General features: G+C 49.1%; 13 protein-coding genes. 8 read left to right on the plus strand and 5 right to left on the minus strand.

Translation table 11 applies throughout. The annotated features are described in order from the left end of the window. Positions 1-309: 309 nt before the first annotated feature. Complete coding sequence (locus H608_RS23670) at positions 310-4,326, plus strand: T9SS-dependent choice-of-anchor J family protein (RefSeq protein ID WP_155990143.1); 4,017 nt, start codon at positions 310-312, stop codon at positions 4,324-4,326. Between the two features lie 96 nt (positions 4,327-4,422). Continuing rightward, positions 4,423-5,598 carry an aminofutalosine synthase MqnE gene (gene mqnE, locus H608_RS0111920; RefSeq protein WP_051268258.1) on the plus strand — a complete coding sequence of 392 codons (1,176 nt, stop codon included), beginning with the start codon at positions 4,423-4,425 and terminating at the stop codon, positions 5,596-5,598. Positions 5,599-5,684: 86 nt separating this feature from the next. On the opposite strand, the gene H608_RS0111925 is transcribed toward mqnE, so the two are convergent. After that, the gene (locus H608_RS0111925; protein ID WP_028787873.1) at positions 5,685-8,435 is read right to left on the minus strand and encodes a 2-oxoglutarate dehydrogenase E1 component; all 2,751 of its coding nucleotides are present in this window, start codon (positions 8,433-8,435) and stop codon (positions 5,685-5,687) included. Between the two features lie 289 nt (positions 8,436-8,724). On the opposite strand from H608_RS0111925, the gene rpsT reads away from it, so the two are divergent. Further along, positions 8,725-8,982 carry a 30S ribosomal protein S20 gene (gene rpsT / locus H608_RS0111930; RefSeq protein WP_028787874.1) on the plus strand — a complete coding sequence of 86 codons (258 nt, stop codon included), beginning with the start codon at positions 8,725-8,727 and terminating at the stop codon, positions 8,980-8,982. Positions 8,983-9,084: 102 nt separating this feature from the next. Here the strand turns inward: rpsT and H608_RS23675 are convergent, their stop codons facing one another. After that, entirely contained in the window at positions 9,085-9,852 is a 768-nt protein-coding gene (locus H608_RS23675) for a DUF6515 family protein (protein ID WP_051268259.1), read from the minus strand. Between the two features lie 63 nt (positions 9,853-9,915). Beyond that, the gene (locus tag H608_RS0111940) at positions 9,916-10,413 is read right to left on the minus strand and encodes a hypothetical protein (RefSeq protein ID WP_028787875.1); all 498 of its coding nucleotides are present in this window, start codon (positions 10,411-10,413) and stop codon (positions 9,916-9,918) included. Positions 10,414-10,533: 120 nt separating this feature from the next. On the opposite strand from H608_RS0111940, the gene H608_RS0111945 reads away from it, so the two are divergent. The 5 genes from H608_RS0111945 to H608_RS0111965 all read left to right on the plus strand — a co-directional run bounded on the left by H608_RS0111945 (position 10,534) and on the right by H608_RS0111965 (position 15,469). Next, positions 10,534-11,658 (plus strand): M20/M25/M40 family metallo-hydrolase, encoded by a 1,125-nt coding sequence (locus H608_RS0111945; RefSeq protein WP_028787876.1) that lies wholly within the window; start codon positions 10,534-10,536, stop codon positions 11,656-11,658. Next, a complete protein-coding gene (locus tag H608_RS24570; RefSeq protein ID WP_169395529.1) occupies positions 11,658-11,822 on the plus strand; it encodes a hypothetical protein in 165 nt (54 codons plus the stop codon). Before H608_RS0111945 ends, H608_RS24570 begins: the two co-directional genes overlap by 1 nt. Beyond that, positions 11,822-13,201 (plus strand): class I SAM-dependent methyltransferase, encoded by a 1,380-nt coding sequence (locus H608_RS0111955; protein ID WP_028787877.1) that lies wholly within the window; start codon positions 11,822-11,824, stop codon positions 13,199-13,201. Before H608_RS24570 ends, H608_RS0111955 begins: the two co-directional genes overlap by 1 nt. 4 nt (positions 13,202-13,205) lie before the next feature. Continuing rightward, on the plus strand, positions 13,206-14,648 hold the full coding sequence (locus H608_RS0111960) for a sulfatase-like hydrolase/transferase (protein WP_028787878.1): 1,443 nt from the start codon (positions 13,206-13,208) through the stop codon (positions 14,646-14,648). A 188-nt stretch (positions 14,649-14,836) separates the two neighbouring features. Continuing rightward, on the plus strand, positions 14,837-15,469 hold the full coding sequence (locus tag H608_RS0111965; RefSeq protein ID WP_028787879.1) for a PIG-L deacetylase family protein: 633 nt from the start codon (positions 14,837-14,839) through the stop codon (positions 15,467-15,469). Here H608_RS0111965 and H608_RS0111970 read toward each other — a convergent pair. Together H608_RS0111970 and lon are read right to left on the minus strand one after the other, a co-directional pair. Then, positions 15,466-15,972, minus strand: a complete 507-nt coding sequence (locus H608_RS0111970) for an META domain-containing protein (protein WP_028787880.1) — start codon at positions 15,970-15,972, stop codon at positions 15,466-15,468. The two genes, H608_RS0111965 and H608_RS0111970, sit on opposite strands and share 4 nt — an antisense overlap. 205 nt (positions 15,973-16,177) lie before the next feature. Continuing rightward, positions 16,178-18,589 (minus strand): endopeptidase La, encoded by a 2,412-nt coding sequence (lon, locus tag H608_RS0111975; protein ID WP_028787881.1) that lies wholly within the window; start codon positions 18,587-18,589, stop codon positions 16,178-16,180. Positions 18,590-18,908 lie beyond the last annotated feature (319 nt).

Consider the following 18,908-nt stretch of genomic DNA (forward strand, 5'->3'; position numbering starts at 1 on the left):
ATTCAATACCCCCCTGTAATCCTATCCTAAAAATAACAAACTTTTTCTCTACTTAACACCTGTCAAAGAACTTCAGCCTTAAGGAAACGACATTGGGGGGAAGATAGTAAATTGTCGTTCAGACTGTCAAAAAAACTGAAAATTATTTCCCTGTATGAGGCTGTATGATCAGCCGGGGAGCGCTACCCGCGTGGATTTGTGCTAACGAACGTGGGAAGATTTTTTTCCCGGAAATTCCATTATTCAGTATTATTGTGGGCTTATTTTCAGGCAACCTGAATGTATTTCCTAACTTAAAACTATACTGCTTTGAGAAATTTTACCAAAGTACTTGCGGCAGGCTTGTTTTTATTCCTATCCACCCACGTCTTCGCACAGAAGCGGACGTTGGAGGCTACGGGTGAAAAACAGCCGGTCACCTCTCCCGGAACTCCGGCATCGATCAAACGATGCGGAACGATGGAAGCTTATGCCGAGCTCTTCCGGCAGAACCCCGACTTCAAACGTCAGTTTGAAGCAAATCAGCACCGCCTTCAGCAGCAGGCTTCACAAAATGCAAACCGTGTGATGGCGCTGGAAGATACCGTTGTAGTGGTTATCCACGTAATCGGTAGTGCAGCCATGCAGGCACAGGTTACCGATGCTATTCTGCAATCCCAGATCGATACCCTCAACAGGGACTATCAGGGCAAAAACGCAGACAGCACACGTATCCCTGCGCATTTTAAACCTGTTTACGGCAAAATGGGCATTACGTTCCTGCTGGCGAAAACCGATCCTAACGGTTTTCTCACAACAGGTATCGAACGCCGTACCAACGCCATTACCTTTACGGCGGGTACTGCCGACAATGCCAAACGTACCGCTAACGGCGGTCTTGACGGATGGGATGGAACAAAATACCTGAACCTGTGGGTGGTAGCTTTTTCTGATCCTATCCTCGGTATCTCCGTATTTCCCGGTGACCCGCGCAACCTGAACCTGCACGGTTTTGTTTGCGACTACCGCGCTTTCGGTTCCAACGCTTCTTACCTGTATCCTGATTACAACAGAGGACGCACAACCACGCACGAACTGGGTCACTTCCTGAACCTCCGACACATATGGGCGGACGATACCCAGGGTGGTGCAGACAACTGCGCAGGCCCCAACCGTTGTCTCGGAACTGATTTCCCTGGTGCTCCTGCGGGCCAGGATGATACGCCCAACCAGTGTGCCGCCATCTACGGTAACTCCGATCCTACAGGTACCGGCGTTATCCGGACTGACGAATGTACACCGGGAGGAACCGGTATCATGTACCAGAACTTCATGGACTATGGTGATGACATTGCCCTGGTAATGTTCACCAAAGGACAAAATGCCCGTATGGAAGAAGCATTTACGTCTCCTGACCGCGGACCATTGCTTACTTCTACCGCTTACAATCCTCCACCTGCCGCACCGGGCAATGACGCACGCATCTCTGCGATCGTTTCTCCCACTGCCGGTACAGTGTTAGGTTGCGGTACTACCGTTGCCCCAAGCGTAACGATTCAGAACATGGGTGCTGCAACCCTGACTTCTGCACGTATCAACGTAATGGTGAACGGCACTGCACAGGGAACACCTTATCCATTCAACTGGACAGGCTCTCTGACTACCGGTCAGACTGCCACTGTTACCCTCCCTGCTGTAACCATACCTCTTGGTAATGCTACATTGAAAATTTATACCAGCCAGCCAAACAACGTTACCGACGCTAACCCGGCCAACGATACGGCTACGGTGAGCGTATCCCGCGTTAACCCGTCGACCATGCCGGTTAATAACGACTTCGAGGCTGCATTCCTGCCAACAGGCTGGAGCACCGTGAACCCCGATGGCGATGTACTTGAATGGATATGGGCTACTCCCGGAACAGGTGGTACCGGCACCGGCTCAACTGCGGTGGACAACTACAATAACAACGCAATCGGTTCTACAGATGATATCCGCACACCGTTTATCGCTAATACCGGTTTGCTCGCAACCGATTCTGTACTGATTTCCTTTGACCTCGCACACAAATACTACAGTGATATTTTCGGCGCAGCCAATGATAAACTGCAGGTGCTGGTGACCAACAACTGCGGTGCTACCTACACTACCCTGTTCGACAGAGGTGGAGCGGCACTGGCTACAGCTGGTTCATCCGGTTCGATCTATGCAACACCTGTTGCGTCTGATTGGAGAAACATCCAGTTGTCTATCGGCCAGAATATCTTCAGCGCAGGTCCGTTCCAGGTTGTATTCCGCAATGTGAACGATTATGGTAATACCATCTTCCTTGACAACATCAACGTGCGGATGAAACCCCGGAAAGATCTTCAGGCTTCTGCCGCCACACGCCCTGCAGCACAGGAATGTGCTACCAGCATTGCACCTTCTTTCACTGTACGCAACAATGGTGGTCAGAGCATCAGCGCATTCAAAGTGGGTTATGTACTTAATAACAACGCACCGGTTATCGTAGCGGTTAACAACACGCTGGCTCCGGGTGCTTCTTATACCCATACATTCCCTGCTGCTACCATGCCAACCGGCAACAATACGATCAAACTCTTCGGAGCTGATCCGCTGTCTGCTGAAGGCGGTAGTGACGGTACACCGTCTAACGACACCATTACCCGCACATTCTTCATCTCGCCTGTTGTTAACAACGTACGCGAAGGATTTGAAGGCGCTACTTTTGCTCCGGCAGGATGGGTGATTGTGAATCCCAACAATAATAACACCTGGATCAAAGCTACTCCTGGCAGTAACAGTGCTTCTTCTGCGTTCATCGACAACTGGACCAATAACACAAATGGCCAGAACGATGACCTGCAACCGCAACTGATCAACGTTCCCGGTACTGACGGACTCGAGATCAGCTTTGATGTGGCACACAGAAACTACCCTGGAGCGCTCGACCGCCTGCAGGTACAGGTATCTACCAATTGTGGTACTTCCTATACAACGGTGTTCAACAAAGCCGGCGCGACCTTGGCTACCGGTGCTGCTATGGAAGACGCTTACCTCACACCTCTTGCCAACGAATGGAGAAGAGAGCGCGTGGTTGCCAACGTTACCGGTACAGTACTGGTACGCTTCCGCAATACAAGTAACTGGGGTAATAACATTTTCATCGACAACATCAACCTCGTTCCGGTAGTGAAACGCGACCTGGAGCTGGTGTCCGTATCTCCGGATATTCTTTGCGCCAACGCCACACTGACTGCGACTGTACGCAACAAAGGTGTGGAAGCCATCACCGGTTACACGGTAAACTATACGGTTAACAACGGTACACCTGTTGTAACAACGGTTACCGGCGTAAACATTGCTGCAGGTGCTACGACAACGGTGAACCTCAACGGAACAACGTTCCCTGCTGGTAACCTTGCCCTGAAAGTATATACTTCAGCGCCTGTTACCGCTTCAGGTACCGGCGACCAGTATACGCTGAACGATACACTGAGCCGCACTTCTTCCGTGATCGGTACCGTACCTGGTCCGGTTGTGGAAACATTCTCCGGCACCACCTTCCCGCCTGCAGGCTGGGGTGTTAACAACCCTGATGTAGACCTTACATGGGCTCGTTCAGGCGCTGGCAAGAGCAGTGTAGGTTCTGCTGCGATCCGCAACTATGTATACCTGGCGCAAAACAGAAGAGACGAACTCTACACACCAATCCTCGGTTACACCAGTGCCGACTCGGTATCGCTGAGCTTCGATCTTTCTGCTGCAACACGTACCTTCCCCGGAGCTACCACCGTACCAATGGATACGCTGGAAGTACTCGTTACCAAAGATTGTGGAGCCACCTTTACTTCTGTTTACAAGAAGTGGGGTGCCGCATTGCAGACACTGGGTAATCCGAACGCCGGCCTGGCCAACGAATTCATTCCTTCAGCTACCAACTATATCTGGAGAAGAGAATCGATTGACCTCACCGCATTCGCTTCCGGTGGTCCGCTGCAGGTTGTATTCCGCAACACAACGAACAACCAGAACAATATCTACATTGACAACGTGAACTTCGCGGCTAAAACGCTGCCTGACCAACTGAAGAGAGATGGCTTCATGGTAACGCCAAGTCCGTTCACTACCAGCTTCAATGTATGGTTTGTCAACGCTCCTGCCGATCTGAAATACATCACCGTACTGACTGCCTCCGGACAGCAGGTATGGAGAAAAGATTTCACCGGCAGCAACACCAACGTTATTCCTGTAGACCTGACCGGCAAAGCCGCAGGCATCTATGTAGTGAAAATCGGTTATGGTGGAAAAGAAGTACAAACCAAAGTACTCAAGCTGAACTAAGTTGTTCTTAATCACATAGCAGGAAACCTCCCGAACATTCGGGAGGTTTTTTTGTTGTTAGACTGTACCTTCGCCCCAAAATATCCACACGACACCATGGATAAAACTGATATACTTTACTCTCCTGCCCTGCAGACAGACTCTCCCGAACTGGCCGCTATTGCCCGGAAAGTGCAGGCACAGGAACGCATCACCGATGAGGACGCCCTTCTCCTGTTTGAAAAAGCCAGCCTGCCATTCGTTGGCGCACTGGCCAACCAGATCCGCGAACGCAAACACGGAGACACGACCTACTTCAATCGCAATTTTCATATCGAGCCAACAAACGTCTGCGTTTATTCCTGCCATTTCTGTTCATACAGCCGCATCTATGCGCACCGCGACGAAGGATGGGAACTGAGCATCGAACAGATGATGGAAATGGTAAAAAAATACGATGGCAAACCGGTAACGGAAGTGCATATCGTAGGCGGCGTTCACCCGAAAATGAACCTCGAATTCTTTGCGGAATTACTGACGCGCATCAAAGCCCATCGCCCCGATCTTCATATCAAAGGATTTACGGCCGTAGAGCTTGATTACATGTTCAGGAAAGCAAAGAAAACAGTGGAAGAAGGCATGCAATACCTCCACGAAGCGGGTCTCGATTCATTGCCCGGCGGTGGCGCAGAGATTTTTGCCCCGGAAATACGTGAACAGATTTGTGCAGATAAGATAGATGGTGAAGGATGGCTGAACATACACGCCGCCGCTCACAAACTGGGTATGCACAGCAATGCGACCATGTTGTACGGTCATATTGAAAACTATGCACACCGTGTACACCATATGCGCAGATTGCGTGAGACACAGGATATCACCGGTGGCTTCAATACCTTCATTCCGCTGAAATTCCGCAACAAGGAAAATGACATGAGTCATGTGGCAGAAAGCAGTCTGATCGAAGACATGAAAGTATATGCAATCGCGCGGATCTACCTCGATAATTTCCCACATATCAAAGCTTATTGGCCCATGCTTGGCCGGCAAAATGCCCAGTTATCATTATCCTTTGGTGTAAATGATATCGATGGTACAATCGATGATACCACACGTATTTATTCAATGGCCGGCTCTGAAGAACAAACCCCGGCAATGAGCACTGCGCAGTTGGTAACATTGATCAAACAGGCACGTCGCAAACCCGTTGAACGCGGCACTTTATACAATGTCATTCGTGATTACAGCGATATTCCGCTGGAAGAAATAGAAAGCAATCCCTTGCTCAACTGATAAAAAAATCCCTCACCGGAAAGTGAGGGATTTTTTTTATAACTCAAAAGTCAAAATTAAAAATTCAAAAACGGCTGTTTCCCGACTCAAATCGTGAAAGCCGTCTCGATGATCTCTTCCTGCTCCTGCTTGTGGATCTTCGCATAACCAGTGGCGGTTGAGGCAGAGGGCTGTCGGCTGATCACACCATAGTTGATCGTTTTCAGGTTCATTTGCAGGAAAGATGCAGCGCCCATGTTGAGCGGCTCTTCCTGTACCCAGAACCAGGTAGCCTTGTTGTACTTGCCATACAATGCTTCCAGTTGTTTTACCGGCAGCGGATATAATTGTTCCACCCGCACGATCGCCACATCCTTGCGGTTGTCTTTCTGCTGGCGTTCTGCCAGGTCGTAATAAACCTTGCCGCTGCAGAACAATACTTTCTTCACTTCGGCAGCATTGTCTGCAAATGTGTCGTCGATGACCTCGCGGAAACCACCTTTCAGGAATTCCTCTTTATGGGAATAGGTTCCGGCATGACGAAGATTGGCTTTCGGAGAGAAGATGATCAGCGGCTTGCGGAAAGGCCATGCAAGCTGACGGCGCATCGCATGGAAATAGTTGGAGGATGTGGTAATGTTGGCGATCACCATGTTCAGTTCTGCACACATTTGCAGGAAACGTTCCATACGCGCACTGCTGTGCTCAGGTCCCTGTCCTTCATAACCGTGTGGCAGCAACATCACCAGACCATTCATGCGTTGCCATTTTTGTTCACCGGCAGCAATGAACTGGTCGATCATGATCTGCGCCCCGTTAACGAAGTCGCCGAATTGTGCTTCCCACAGTACAAGCGCATTGGGATTGGCCAGGCCAAAACCATATTCAAAACCGAGAACGGCATATTCACTCAGCAGTGAATTGAAGATGCGGTATTTGCCGGCACCTTCGCCCAGGCGGCTGAGCCGGTTATATTCTTCATCAGTATTTTCGTCACGCAGTACTGCATGACGATGGCTGAACGTTCCGCGGCACACATCTTGTCCGCTCATGCGAACATCTTTACCATCGGCGAGAATACTGCCATAGGCTAATAATTCACCGGAGGCCCAGTCCAGCTTTTGTTCTGTATCAAACAGACGGACCTTATCCTGTATGATTTTTTCTACTTTACGCAGTGGCTTGAAACCTTCCGGCCATTGCATCATCGCTTTGAAGATGCGGTCGAATGTTTCAGGTGAGATGCCCGTTGCAGGCGACATATCGAAGTCTTCTTCTGTTGCTCGACGCATATTACGCCACCAGATATCCGGTTGCTGGTAAGTATACGGTAACGGTTTTTGTTTCACCTCGTCCAGGCGGTCCTGCAGATCGGCCCAGAATTTCTTTTCCATCTCCTTAGCGAGATCCTGTGCGTCGGCCTCGCCATTCTCCAGCAGGAACTTAATATATACTTCGCGTGGATTGGGATGTTTGTCGATCATCGCATACATGGTCGGCTGCGTGAATTTCGGGTCATCTCCTTCGTTGTGACCGTGTTTGCGGTAGCACACCATGTCGATGAATACATCGGTGTGGAACTCGCTGCGGTAGCGGGCAGCGATCTCTGCACATTTTACCACTGCCTCGGCATCATCGCCGTTGACGTGGAACACAGGAGACTGCACCATTGCCGCGAGTGAGGTACAATAATCCGAGCTGCGTGCGTCATCAAAATCGGTAGTGAAGCCGATCTGGTTGTTAATCACGAAGTGAAGTGTACCTCCGGTATAATAACCTTCGAGTTTGCTCATCTGCACTACTTCGTATACGATACCTTGTCCCGCAACGGATGCGTCGCCATGGATCAGGATTGGTAATACATTTTCATACACTTCATCGTGCACGATGTTGGCACTGCTGCGGGCAAAACCTTCCACTACGGGATCCACCGCCTCCAGATGCGAAGGGTTAGGCATCAGTTTCAGGTGCACGGTCTTGTCGCCGGTTGTGCGGATTTCGCTGCCAAAGCCCATGTGGTATTTAACGTCGCCGCTACCCATGGTCTGATCTACAGCGCCGGTACCTTCAAACTCACTGAATATCTGCTCATAGGTTTTGCCCATGATATTCGCCAGCACGTTGAGGCGGCCGCGATGCGCCATACCGATCACCACTTCTTTTACGCCCTCTTCGGCAGATTGATTGATGATGGCATCCAACGCAGGAATGGTCGATTCCCCGCCTTCGAGCGAGAAACGTTTTTGTCCCACATATTTTGTGTGCAGGAATTTTTCAAACATTACGGCCTGGTTGATCTTTTCCAGGATGCGTTTTTTCTTATCCAGCGATACGGGATTTACAAACTGGCGTTCCATTTCGTTGGTGAGCCAGTCTACTTTTTTCTGGTCGCTGATGTATTTGAATTCAATACCGACATGGCCGGCATAACATTTTTGCAGATGCGTAAGGATATTGCGGAGAGAGGTGGTACCCAGCCCGATGAGGTTGCCGGCGAAAAATTGTTTGTCCATGTCCTCTTCGGTAAAACCGAAAAAGCTCAGTTCGAGGTTGGCTCCGCGATCGCGGCGGTGACGGATGGGATTGGTATCGGCCAGCAGGTGTCCTTTGTTGCGATAGCCCAAAATCAGGCGGTAAGCGCCCAGTTCCTTCTTCCAGTCCACACCATCGGCAGTGGTGAGTGCAGCCCCGTTAACGGCGGCTCCGTTGCTTTTAACGCCCTGAGTAACAGCAAAATCAAACCCTTCGAAAAATTTGCGGAAGTCGGCATCCACACTGTCGGGGTTTTTCACAAAATCATTGTACAGGTTTTCGATAAAAGCCGGCGAAGAATTAGTGATATACGAAAAGTCCTTCATGAAGGGAAAATTTGGGTAAGCATTATAAGGGGCACAAATATCGCTGAAAACTACCGTGAAAACAACTGAAAAACATCAAAAAAGACGGTTTCTTACCTCATTTTAACAAGCAGCAGCCGTCTTTTGTTGCCCGGGAACGTTGCCGTTGTTTTTCCTGGCTTTCAAACCGGTGCAACGGCAGCCCATACAAGCCGGGTCAGCTTTTTTTCCTATCTTTGAAAGAAATTCGGAAGAAGTTAGGTGAAGTTTCAATCTCTTTCCCTACCTTTGCCGTCCAAAATTCAGAAAAATGGCGAATCATAAAGCTACAAAAAAGGATACACGTCAGGCAGCAAAGCGTCGTGACCGTAACAAATATTATGGCAAAACTACCCGTAATGCCATCCGTGATCTGAAAGCCGTTACCGGTAAGGAAGCTGCTGACAAAATGCCCGAAGTAGCGAGCATGATCGATAAACTGGCGAAAAGAGGTGTTATCCACCGCAAAAAGGCCGCTAACCTGAAAAGCAAGCTGGCCAAGAAAGTGAATAAGGAAGTTGCCGCCTGATAGGCAACCTCGTCGCTTTTTGAATTTGCATTTCAACAATACTATATAAAAAAAAGAGGAGTATATCTCCTCTCTTTTTATTTTGCCCCGGCACGGGTCTCTCTATTTTCCTACTACCTCATATACCACCCGCTTGTCTTCGGTCACTTCTTTATAGTAAAGTCCTGCAGGAGACAGATAAAGCTTTTCCCCTCTGATCGTTACCGCCTGGCATTCTGCCGGCAGTTCGTCAAAACGGTCACCGACCTGTGGCCCCGCCGGAGGCTGACGGTTTTCGTCCTGCAGTGAATCCTCCGTTTCTGTATTCAGCACACCATCCGTTCCCACTACCCTGTACACCAGGTCGCCAGACTCCGTTATTTCTTCTTCGTAATAAGTACCATCCGTTTCGTAAAATTTCTTGCCATCGATCACTTTCACCTTCGCACCGGGAGGCAACTGATCCAGTTCGGCACCGAGCGGCGGGGCCACTACTTCATAACCGTTGCGCGGAGAAGGACGATAGTATACATTGTTATAATAGTAAAACTCATCCGGCCCGACATATATACGTCGGTAACCCACGGGCAACGTGCCGATGCGGATGCCGATCGGCGGCGCTATCAGTTGGAAACTGGCCCCGTAAGGACGATAAAAATATCCACGCTGGTAACGGTAACGAACGCCACCAAAACCTATCGTCGCAAAGGGATGATAGTAAGAATATACCCGTGGAGGATAATAACGAACGGCTGGCGGACGGTGATAGCGCACTACACGGCCGGGATAGCGGCCCGGATAATAACGGCGTTGTGCTTCAACGGCCGCCGGCAGCAGCAGGATAGCGGCCAGTCCCAGCACCGCCCATTTGGTGTAAATATTTCCTTGCATAAACTGTGTTTTTTGTAGGACGTGCAATTATGCAAAAGGTTTTGTAGCAAAATGTTAAAGCCGTTACTTCTTCACCAGGGTCTTCGCTTCTTCCGACATACAGATAGCCAGTTTCTGCAACTGCTCCTGTTGTTCTTCCGTAAGCGTGATCGTGACTTCCTTGTTTTCACGCACCTTCACTTTGATGGAGGCCACTTTGAATTTTATCAGCTTCTGCAAAAACGTGGGAACAGTATTCGCATTGTTGCGGACGATGTGATGGATATCACCTTCACAATTCATGGTACTTTGATTGCGGAGCGAAAACCGTTGCTTGCTGTCGGAAAAGAACAGGTACACATCGGTCTGGTCATTCACACATCGCTCACTGCCGGTAAGTGTGATCAGAAAGTCCATGTCGCGCTGATTGGCGTCAATCGACAGTGTTGCCCCCTGCAGCACGATGAAACCGGTGGTTAGTTTTTCCTCGCGGGTATAGGGGTCTTTGTCGCGGTGGAGTTTGCAGTCCTGCGCATGGGCAAATACGGGAAACAGGAGCAACAACAGAAAACTGTATTTCATGGTATTGTTTGTTGTGTAAATATACTTGCTGATCCGTTCAGACCGAAGTAAGGATTCGTTAAAGAAATGCGCCCAAACAGCTTAATTGCCTATTTTTGAACCATCAGAACGAAAAAAATTATGGCAAAAGCAGCGAAAACTTCCAAAAAAAACGGCCGCAAGGCTATCCTGACCGATAACTCTCTCGGTTTTTTCCGCTCGTATATCAATAATGCTTCTCCTGTTGGTTTCGAAACATGGGGGCAAAAGCTCTGGATCGATTACCTCAAGCCTTATGTGGACACACATTATGTGGATCCGTATGGCACGGCTGTGGGCGTGATCAATCCCGACCAGCCGTTCAAGGTAGTGATCGAAGCACATGCCGATGAGATCAGTTGGTTTGTAAATTATATTACTGCAGAAGGACTGATGTACCTCAAGCGCAATGGCGGCGTAGACCACCAGACCGCTCCTGCATCGCGCGTATTCGTGCACGGAAAAAAAGGACCGGTAAAAGCCGTATTCGGATGGCCTGCTATCCATACACGCATTGGCACACCCGACCAGAAAGAAGCACATCCACGTACAGATAATCTCTGGCTGGACTGTGGCGCCCGCAACCGCAAAGAAGTGGAAGATCTCGGCATTCACGTAGGTGCAGTGGTAACTTACCAGGATGGATTTGATGAACTGGCCAACGGTAACTATGTTGGCCGTGCGTTCGACAACCGCGTGGGAGGTTTCATGATCGCCGAAGTAGCGCGACTGCTGAAAGAAAACAAAAAGAAATTGCCTTTCGGATTATATGTGGTCAATGCCGTGCAGGAAGAGATCGGACTGCGTGGAGCGGAAATGATCGCCCGCCGGATCAAACCCAACATAGCCATCGTGACCGATGTAACGCACGACACCACTACACCAATGATCAACAAAAACATCGAAGGCGAAGTGGCTTGCGGCAGAGGACCTTCACTGGCTTATGCACCTGCCGTACACAACAAACTGCTGGGCATCGTAGAGCAGGTGGCGGCCGATAATGATATTCCCGTTCAATGGCGCGCACTTAGCCGCAGCACAGGCACCGATACCGATTCATTTGCTTATGCAAATGATGGCTGCCCTTCCGTACTGATCTCCATTCCGCTGCGATACATGCATACCACCGTTGAAATGTTGCACAAAGACGATATCGAAGAAACGATCCGCCTGATGTATGAAACATTGCTGACGCTGACGCCAAAAACAAATCTCAGCTACCTGTAATGGTACAGTATCTGTTATATATCGACCCCGGTAGCGGCAGTTATCTCGTACAGATAATTGCCGCCGCCGTTTTGGGTGTTGCCATGTTCTTCAAGAACATCAAACTTTATATCAAATCCTTTTTCCACCGGCCGAAAAAAGACAAGGATACACCTCCCTCCTGATGAGCCCGTTTCAATACCATCCGGCCTCCTACCGCGATCCCGCCGGCTTTGTATTTGAGCTGGACGGAAAATTATATCGTCAGGTCAATACTGTCTACCGCACGCAATATGCACAACTGATGCAAAGCGGCTGTTACGATCAGCTCGTGAACAAAGGATGGTTGTTGCCGCACACGGCGCTGAACAATAATCCGACCGGCCAGCCCGAAGCACTCTGCACCATTGAACCCGATCGTCTTTTCTTTATCTCACATCCCGGCGAATGGAGTTTCGATATGCTGCGCGATGCAGCGTTACTGACCTTATTCATTCTGCGGGAATCGTTGAAACATGAGTTGATCTTAAAAGATGCCACGCCGTTCAACATACAATTCCGCAACGGCAAACCCGTGCTGATCGATACGCTTTCCTTTGAACATTATCACGGCAATGAACCCTGGGTGGCTTACCGGCAATTCTGTGAGCAATTCCTGGCACCGCTGGTGCTGATGCATTATACCGGGCAATCATTGCAGCAACTGCTGCTTGCTTATCCCGAAGGCATTCCTGTTGCGACGGCCGCTGCGCTACTACCGCGCCGCAGCCGCTGGTCATTACACATCAACCTGCATATCCATTTGCATGCGCGCGTGAGCAAACGCGCCACACAGGCAACAGAACAGCAAACACCACAGCGGGCATTCAGCCGCACCCAATTGCTGAACCTGATCAGCAGTCTCGAATCTGCGGTACACCGCTGCCATTTGAAGGAAGACAGCACGGCCTGGTCTGATTATTATACGGAAGCCGCTACACGCGATGGTTACCTGGTTGCCAAAAAAGAATTAGTGGGAAAAATGATCGCCGCAGTTCCGAATGTTCACACAATAGCCGACCTCGGGGCCAACGACGGTTTATTTGCCCGGATGGCAGCGGAGAATGGAAAACAGGTAATTGCCGCGGATCAGGATGCCGCTTGCATTAACCGGCTTTATAAGGCATTGAAGAAAGAAGCCTTGCCCGTACAACCCCTGATACTGGACCTGGCAGCCCCCACACCGGCAACCGGCTTCCGCAACAAAGAAAGAGCTTCGTTCATTTCCCGTTGCCATGCAGATCTTGTATTAGCCCTGGCGCTTGTTCATCATCTCGCCATTGGCCGCAACATTCCCCTGCCCATGGTGGCCGCTTTCTTCCGCGATGTATCGCCCTGGCTACTCATCGAGTTTGTACCTGCAGAAGATGAAAAAACAAAAGTGCTACTCACCGCAAAACAACGTGCTTATCCTGACTACACGGAAGCAGGATTTGAAAGGGCATTCGGTGCAGACTTTTCCATTGAACAAAAGAATCCCGTTCCACATAGCAATCGTATTTTGTATCTGCTGAAAAGAAAATAACAGCATGAACGCACGCAAGCTGCCTTATTATATTTTACTGCTGCCACTGTTCTATGTGCTGCACGCCTACCAGACGCACGCGTTACCATGGTCGACGGCGGAATACTTATCCATTGTATGGCGCTATCTTTTACCAGCGGTTGTATTACTGTTGATTTGTTACGCCTTACGCCGCCAGTGGCCGGTTGCGGGTCTGATGACTTTTGTATTGTTGGCGGCTATTTTTTTTCTGCCGCTGGTGCAACTACATTTGAGCTATAAATTTTTCCTTCCCCTATGTGCGGTCCTCGTGCTGACGCTGTTAATTATTACCTGGAAAAATAAACAACCGCTGGGCAAAATCACCCGCTATCTGAACCTGCTGTTTATTGTTCTCCTTGTGGCAGACATTGCACAGATCGTTTATCGTGAGCAAAGTGATAAGGGAAAAGTTGTGCCCCAGGGAAAAGAGTATTTTTTTCCCAACACTTCGGCAGCACCTACGCCCGATATCTATTTTATTTTATTGGATGAATATGCAGGTCCGTCGAGCCTCCGTAAAGACTTTGGCTTCGACAACAGCGGGATGGATAGCTTTTTGATCAATCATGGCTTTTTCGTGGCGCACGATGCGCGTTCCAATTATAATTTCACGAGTTTCTCCCTTGCCTCGGCTTTGAACCTGCGTTACCTCACTATTCCGGAAGACGGAAAAGTAAATGCTAGCCATTACCACCAGGCTGAACAATTGATCAGGAATAACCAGGTCGTGAGGGTGTTGAACAAGCGGGGATATGAATTTATCAACCTGTCTATCTTTGATATCGCGGAGCAGCCGGTTGATCCGAAGCCTTCGTTTGCACCTTCGGTAAAAGAAATCATCTATCGCTCCACCCTGATCGGCAAAGCGGACTACCAGATCGGTTGGAACTTCCGTAATACGAATGCCTTGCGTCAATCGCAGCATAAAGACGAAGAAAATTTATTCAATGGTATCGGGGAACGTGTGCAAAAAACGAAAGCGATCAGTGCTGTAGCGTCGGATAAGCCGCGTTTTGTCTATACGCATTTGCTGGTACCCCATCCGCCGTTTTTCATGAATCATTTGCAACGCAGACCGGCGGCAGAAACGGACTCGTTAGGCAAACGGTCGATTGAAGGATACCGCGGCAATGTTGCTTATGCAAATGAGCTGATCCGCGACATGGTACAGACGATCCAGCGCAACACCAACGGCAATGCGGTGATCATCCTCACCGGTGACCACGGTTTCCGCTGGCGCGAATATGAAAATCTTCCGCATCATTTCAGTATCCTGCACGCCGTCTACTGGCCCGGCAAAGATTACAGCGGCTGGCAGCAAAATGCTTCACTGGTAAATCTTTTCAGAAAAGTGTTGGGCCGGATTTATGGCGTGAAGTTGCAGGATATGGAAGGAAAGGAGTATTTTTTGACGGATGAGAAGTAGTAAGTATTAAGTAATAAGTAGTAAGTAGTAAGTAGTAAGTAAATAAGTATTACGTTGTTCTTTGCTCCGTATGTTTCTTTGCGTGCCCCCTGCATCTTTCACGCAAAGCTGCAAAGAAATAAAGGCGCAAAGATTATCACTTAATACTTACCACTCTTTTGAATTTTGACTTTTTAATTTTGACTTAAATGACCCCATCCCGCATACTGGTATTAGCTCCTCACACCGACGACGGTGAATTAGGCTGTGGCGCATCCATTGCGCATTTTATCTCAGGTGGAAGTGAAGTATTTTATGCTGCGTTTTCGCTGTGTGAAAATTCTTTGCCGGAAGGATGGGCGCCTGATACGTTGAAAAAAGAATGTATCGCCGCTACGGCACAGCTCGGCATTGAAGAATCTCATGTCTTCTTCCATAATTTTCCGGTAAGACATTTCCCGCAACACCGACAGGATATATTGGAAATACTGGTAAAACTAAACCGCGAGCTCAAACCCGATCTTGTTTTCATTCCCGCTGCGGATGATGTACACCAGGATCACCAGGTGATCCACAACGAGGCGCGGCGCGCTTTCAGGCAAACCGGTTTACTCGGTTATGAATTGCCCTGGAACCAGTCTGTGATAAGAAGTAATTTTTTTGTTGCCGTGTCGGAAAGTGATCTCCGTCGTAAAGCGGCTGCACTGTCCTGCTATGAGTCACAGCACAAACGCAGTTACATGCAACCGGGGTTCGTGGAGGCTCTGGCACGTGTTCGCGGCGTGCAGGGAGGATCTGTTGCTGCGGAAGCTTTTGAAGTCTATCGGTTATACGCGCATTAACGCTCGCAGACAAACACCGTATTGCTCGATCCGTCGAGCAGCATCAGCTTGCCTTCAGCAAGTGAAAAAGTACTCACCGTTTTTTCCAGCAACTGCACCATGGCCGTTTCCTGCTGAATATGTTCACAGGCCATCTTGGTCGTGAGGATACGGCCGAAGCGGATACTCGCGCCTTTCAATGTATAGTCGCCTGACATACTGTTGCACGGAGCTTTTCCGGAAAAAGAAGAATCGGCTTCTATCGTGATCGTGACATTCTCCAGTTTTTCCAATGGCATTTTGGCCTGGCGTTGCATACTCACGATTTTCCATTTCCCTACGATTTTGTCTTTGTACGACTTCTGCTGTCCCTCAAACTCAGCATCGTAGTACTCCACCTGCGCGGTGTCTTCCACCACACGGCTGATCACGGTGCCGGAGGGCTGTGATTTCTTGCTGCCGGAACAGGCATAGAAGCCGCCGATCGCAGCCGTTATCATCAAAAGGGAGATTATCTTTTTCATATTTCAGGAAATGGTTGAGTTAAAAGTAAAAACTAAAAAGTAAAAACGGTAATAAGTTTTAAGTGATAAGTTTTAAGTAAACAGCCGCGTTTCGCAGGCTGTTGGTGTAAACACCAATATTGCCAACGTTAAACAACCATTACTGAAAACTTACCACTCACTACTCACTACTTATTACTTATTACTTAATACTTATTACTTAATACTACTTCTTCCCTTTCACCAGCGCTATCTCCAGCACCTCATCCATCGTTTTCACATAATGGAATTTAATGCCTTTGATAAAGCCCTCTTCGATTTCGGATACATCTTTCTCATTCTGCCAGCAAACGATGATCTCTTTCAGACCCGCGCGTTTTGCCGCCAGCACTTTTTCTTTGATTCCTCCCACCGGCAACACCTGTCCACGCAAGGTGATCTCACCGGTCATGGCGAGAAAGGGTTTGATCTTGCGCCCCGTAAACGCCGAGGCAAGCGCCGACATCATCGTGATCCCCGCACTCGGACCGTCTTTGGGAACGGCACCTTCCGGTACGTGGACGTGGATATTTTTCTTTTCAAACAATTTTGAATCAAATCCGTAGCGCACCGCATTCGATTGCAGGTAACTCAGCGCCGTGCTCGCACTTTCTTTCATCACATTGCCCAGGTTGCCGGTTAAGCGCAATTCACCTTTGCCGTCACTGAGACTGGCCTCGATGAAAAGGATATCACCTCCGACATAAGTCCAGGCAAGCCCAACGGCTACACCGGGCATGTTGGCGGTTTTATATAATTCATTACTGAAGCGCGGCTTGCCTAAGATATGTTCCACTTCATCCGCGCTCAGCGAAGGGGATATTGTTTCATCCATTGCCACTTTCTTCGCCTGGTTACGCATAATGGAAGCCAGTTGACGATCAAGATCACGTACACCGCTTTCACGTGTGTAATCCGCAATGATCTTCTCCAGCACTTTATCGGTTATACGGAAGGCAGTGTTCTTCAGTCCATGCAGCTCGCGTTGTTTGGGCAACAGGTGGCGTTTGGCTATCTCTACTTTTTCCTCCACCGCATACCCGCTGAGATCGATGATCTCGAGGCGGTCGCGGAGAGCGGGCTGAATATTCTGCAGGTTGTTGGCCGTAGCAATGAACAACACTTTGCTCAGATCATATTCCAGCTCGAGATAGTTATCATAGAACGTATTGTTCTGTTCGGGATCCAGCACTTCCAGCAAGGCAGAAGAAGGATCGCCTCTGAAGTCGTTACCGATTTTATCGATCTCATCCAGTACGATCACCGGGTTGCTCGTTTTTATTTTGCGGAGCGATTGCAGGATACGGCCCGGCATGGCACCGATATAGGTTTTCCGGTGTCCGCGTATTTCACTTTCATCGTGCATACCGCCGAGACTCAGCCGTACATATTTTCGCCCGATGGCATGTGCGATGCTTTTACCCAGGGATGTTTTGCCGATACCGGGAGGGCCGGCAAAACAAAGGATCGGGCTCTTCATATCACCTTTCAGTTTCAGTACGGCCAGGTATTCCAGGATGCGTTCCTTGATCTTTTGCATACCATAATGATCGGCATCCAGCACTTTGCGTGCTTTTGACAGATCATAACTGTCTTCGGTATAATCCTCCCAGGGCAGATCGAGCATCAGATCGAGGTGATTGTACACCACCGAGTAATCCGGTGTGCTCGGATGCATGCGCTCCAGTTTTTCAATTCCTTTTTTGAATGCTTCTTTTGCAGTGTCCGGCCATTTTTTGTTTTCGGCCTTTTTCTGCATTTCCTTCAGCTCCTGCGTATTGGGATCGCCGCCGAGTTCATCGCGGATACTTTTCAATTGCTGTTGCAGGAAGTATTCGCGTTGTTGTTTGTCGATCTCGGTGCGCGTCTTGGTCGTTACTTTATTTTTCAGCTCCGCAAACTGTAATTCTTTTTGCAGCAGCTGCATGAGTATATCGGCGCGTTCGCGGATATTGTCTACTTCCAGCAGGCGCTGCTTCTCGCGTGTATCGGTATTGAGGTTGCTCGATACAAAATGAATAAGGAAAGAAGGATTTTCGATGTTGCGCAGGATGATCGAAGCTTCTGCCGGCAGGTTAGGTGACAGTTGAATGATCTCGGTAGCCAGGTCTTTAATGGTGGCCACATAGGCTTCAAAGTCTGCTTCTTTGGGCGCTTCCTGCTCTTCCAGTTTGCGCACGCGGGCTCGGAAATAAGGTTCTTCGGAAATAATTTCTTCCAGTTCAAAGCGGCTTTTGCCCTGGATAATGATGGTGGTACCGCCGTCGGGCATTTTTATCTGCTTCACGATCCGGGCGACTGTTCCCACAGTTTCGAGGTCTTTTACTTCCGGGTCTTCGATCGAACTGTCTTTTTGCGCTACCACGCCCACGAGTTTATCGCCTTTGTAGGCGTCGTTGACCGCTTTGATGCTTTTGTCGCGCCCTACGGTAATGGGGAGTACCACGCCGGGAAACAGCACGGTATTGCGGAGCGGCAGGATCGGCAGGTCTGCGGGTACTTCTATCACACCATCATCCTGGTCGGTTTCGTTGAGGGGAATAATCGGCATAAAGTCCATTTCATCCTCAGCGTTAAAAAAGAATTTATCTAGTTTCATGCGTTAATCTTCTGTTTTGGACGTTCTGTCAGGTTCTCGGCTGAACCGGTAAAAATACGACGGAATAACTATCTGCCAAGATTAATGCCAGCCGTGCCTGGAAACGGGAATTTTGTCATTCTGGCGGAAGAGAGGTAAAAGGCATAAGGTGTAAGGGTGAAAGCGTAAGGCCCGAAGCTTCGGGCCGATCCTTCGGCCTTAGGTGATAGTTTTTTTAGGTTAACACCGGGGCTGTTTTATTGACCATTCACCATTCAATGTCGTTTCCTTAAGGCTTTAGAGGTGTTTATAGTTTGAGTTTGGCGGTTTTTTTTTGAGG

Origin of the sequence: Terrimonas ferruginea DSM 30193 (assembly GCF_000425585.1) — a bacterium.
Classification (GTDB): domain Bacteria; phylum Bacteroidota; class Bacteroidia; order Chitinophagales; family Chitinophagaceae; genus Terrimonas; species Terrimonas ferruginea.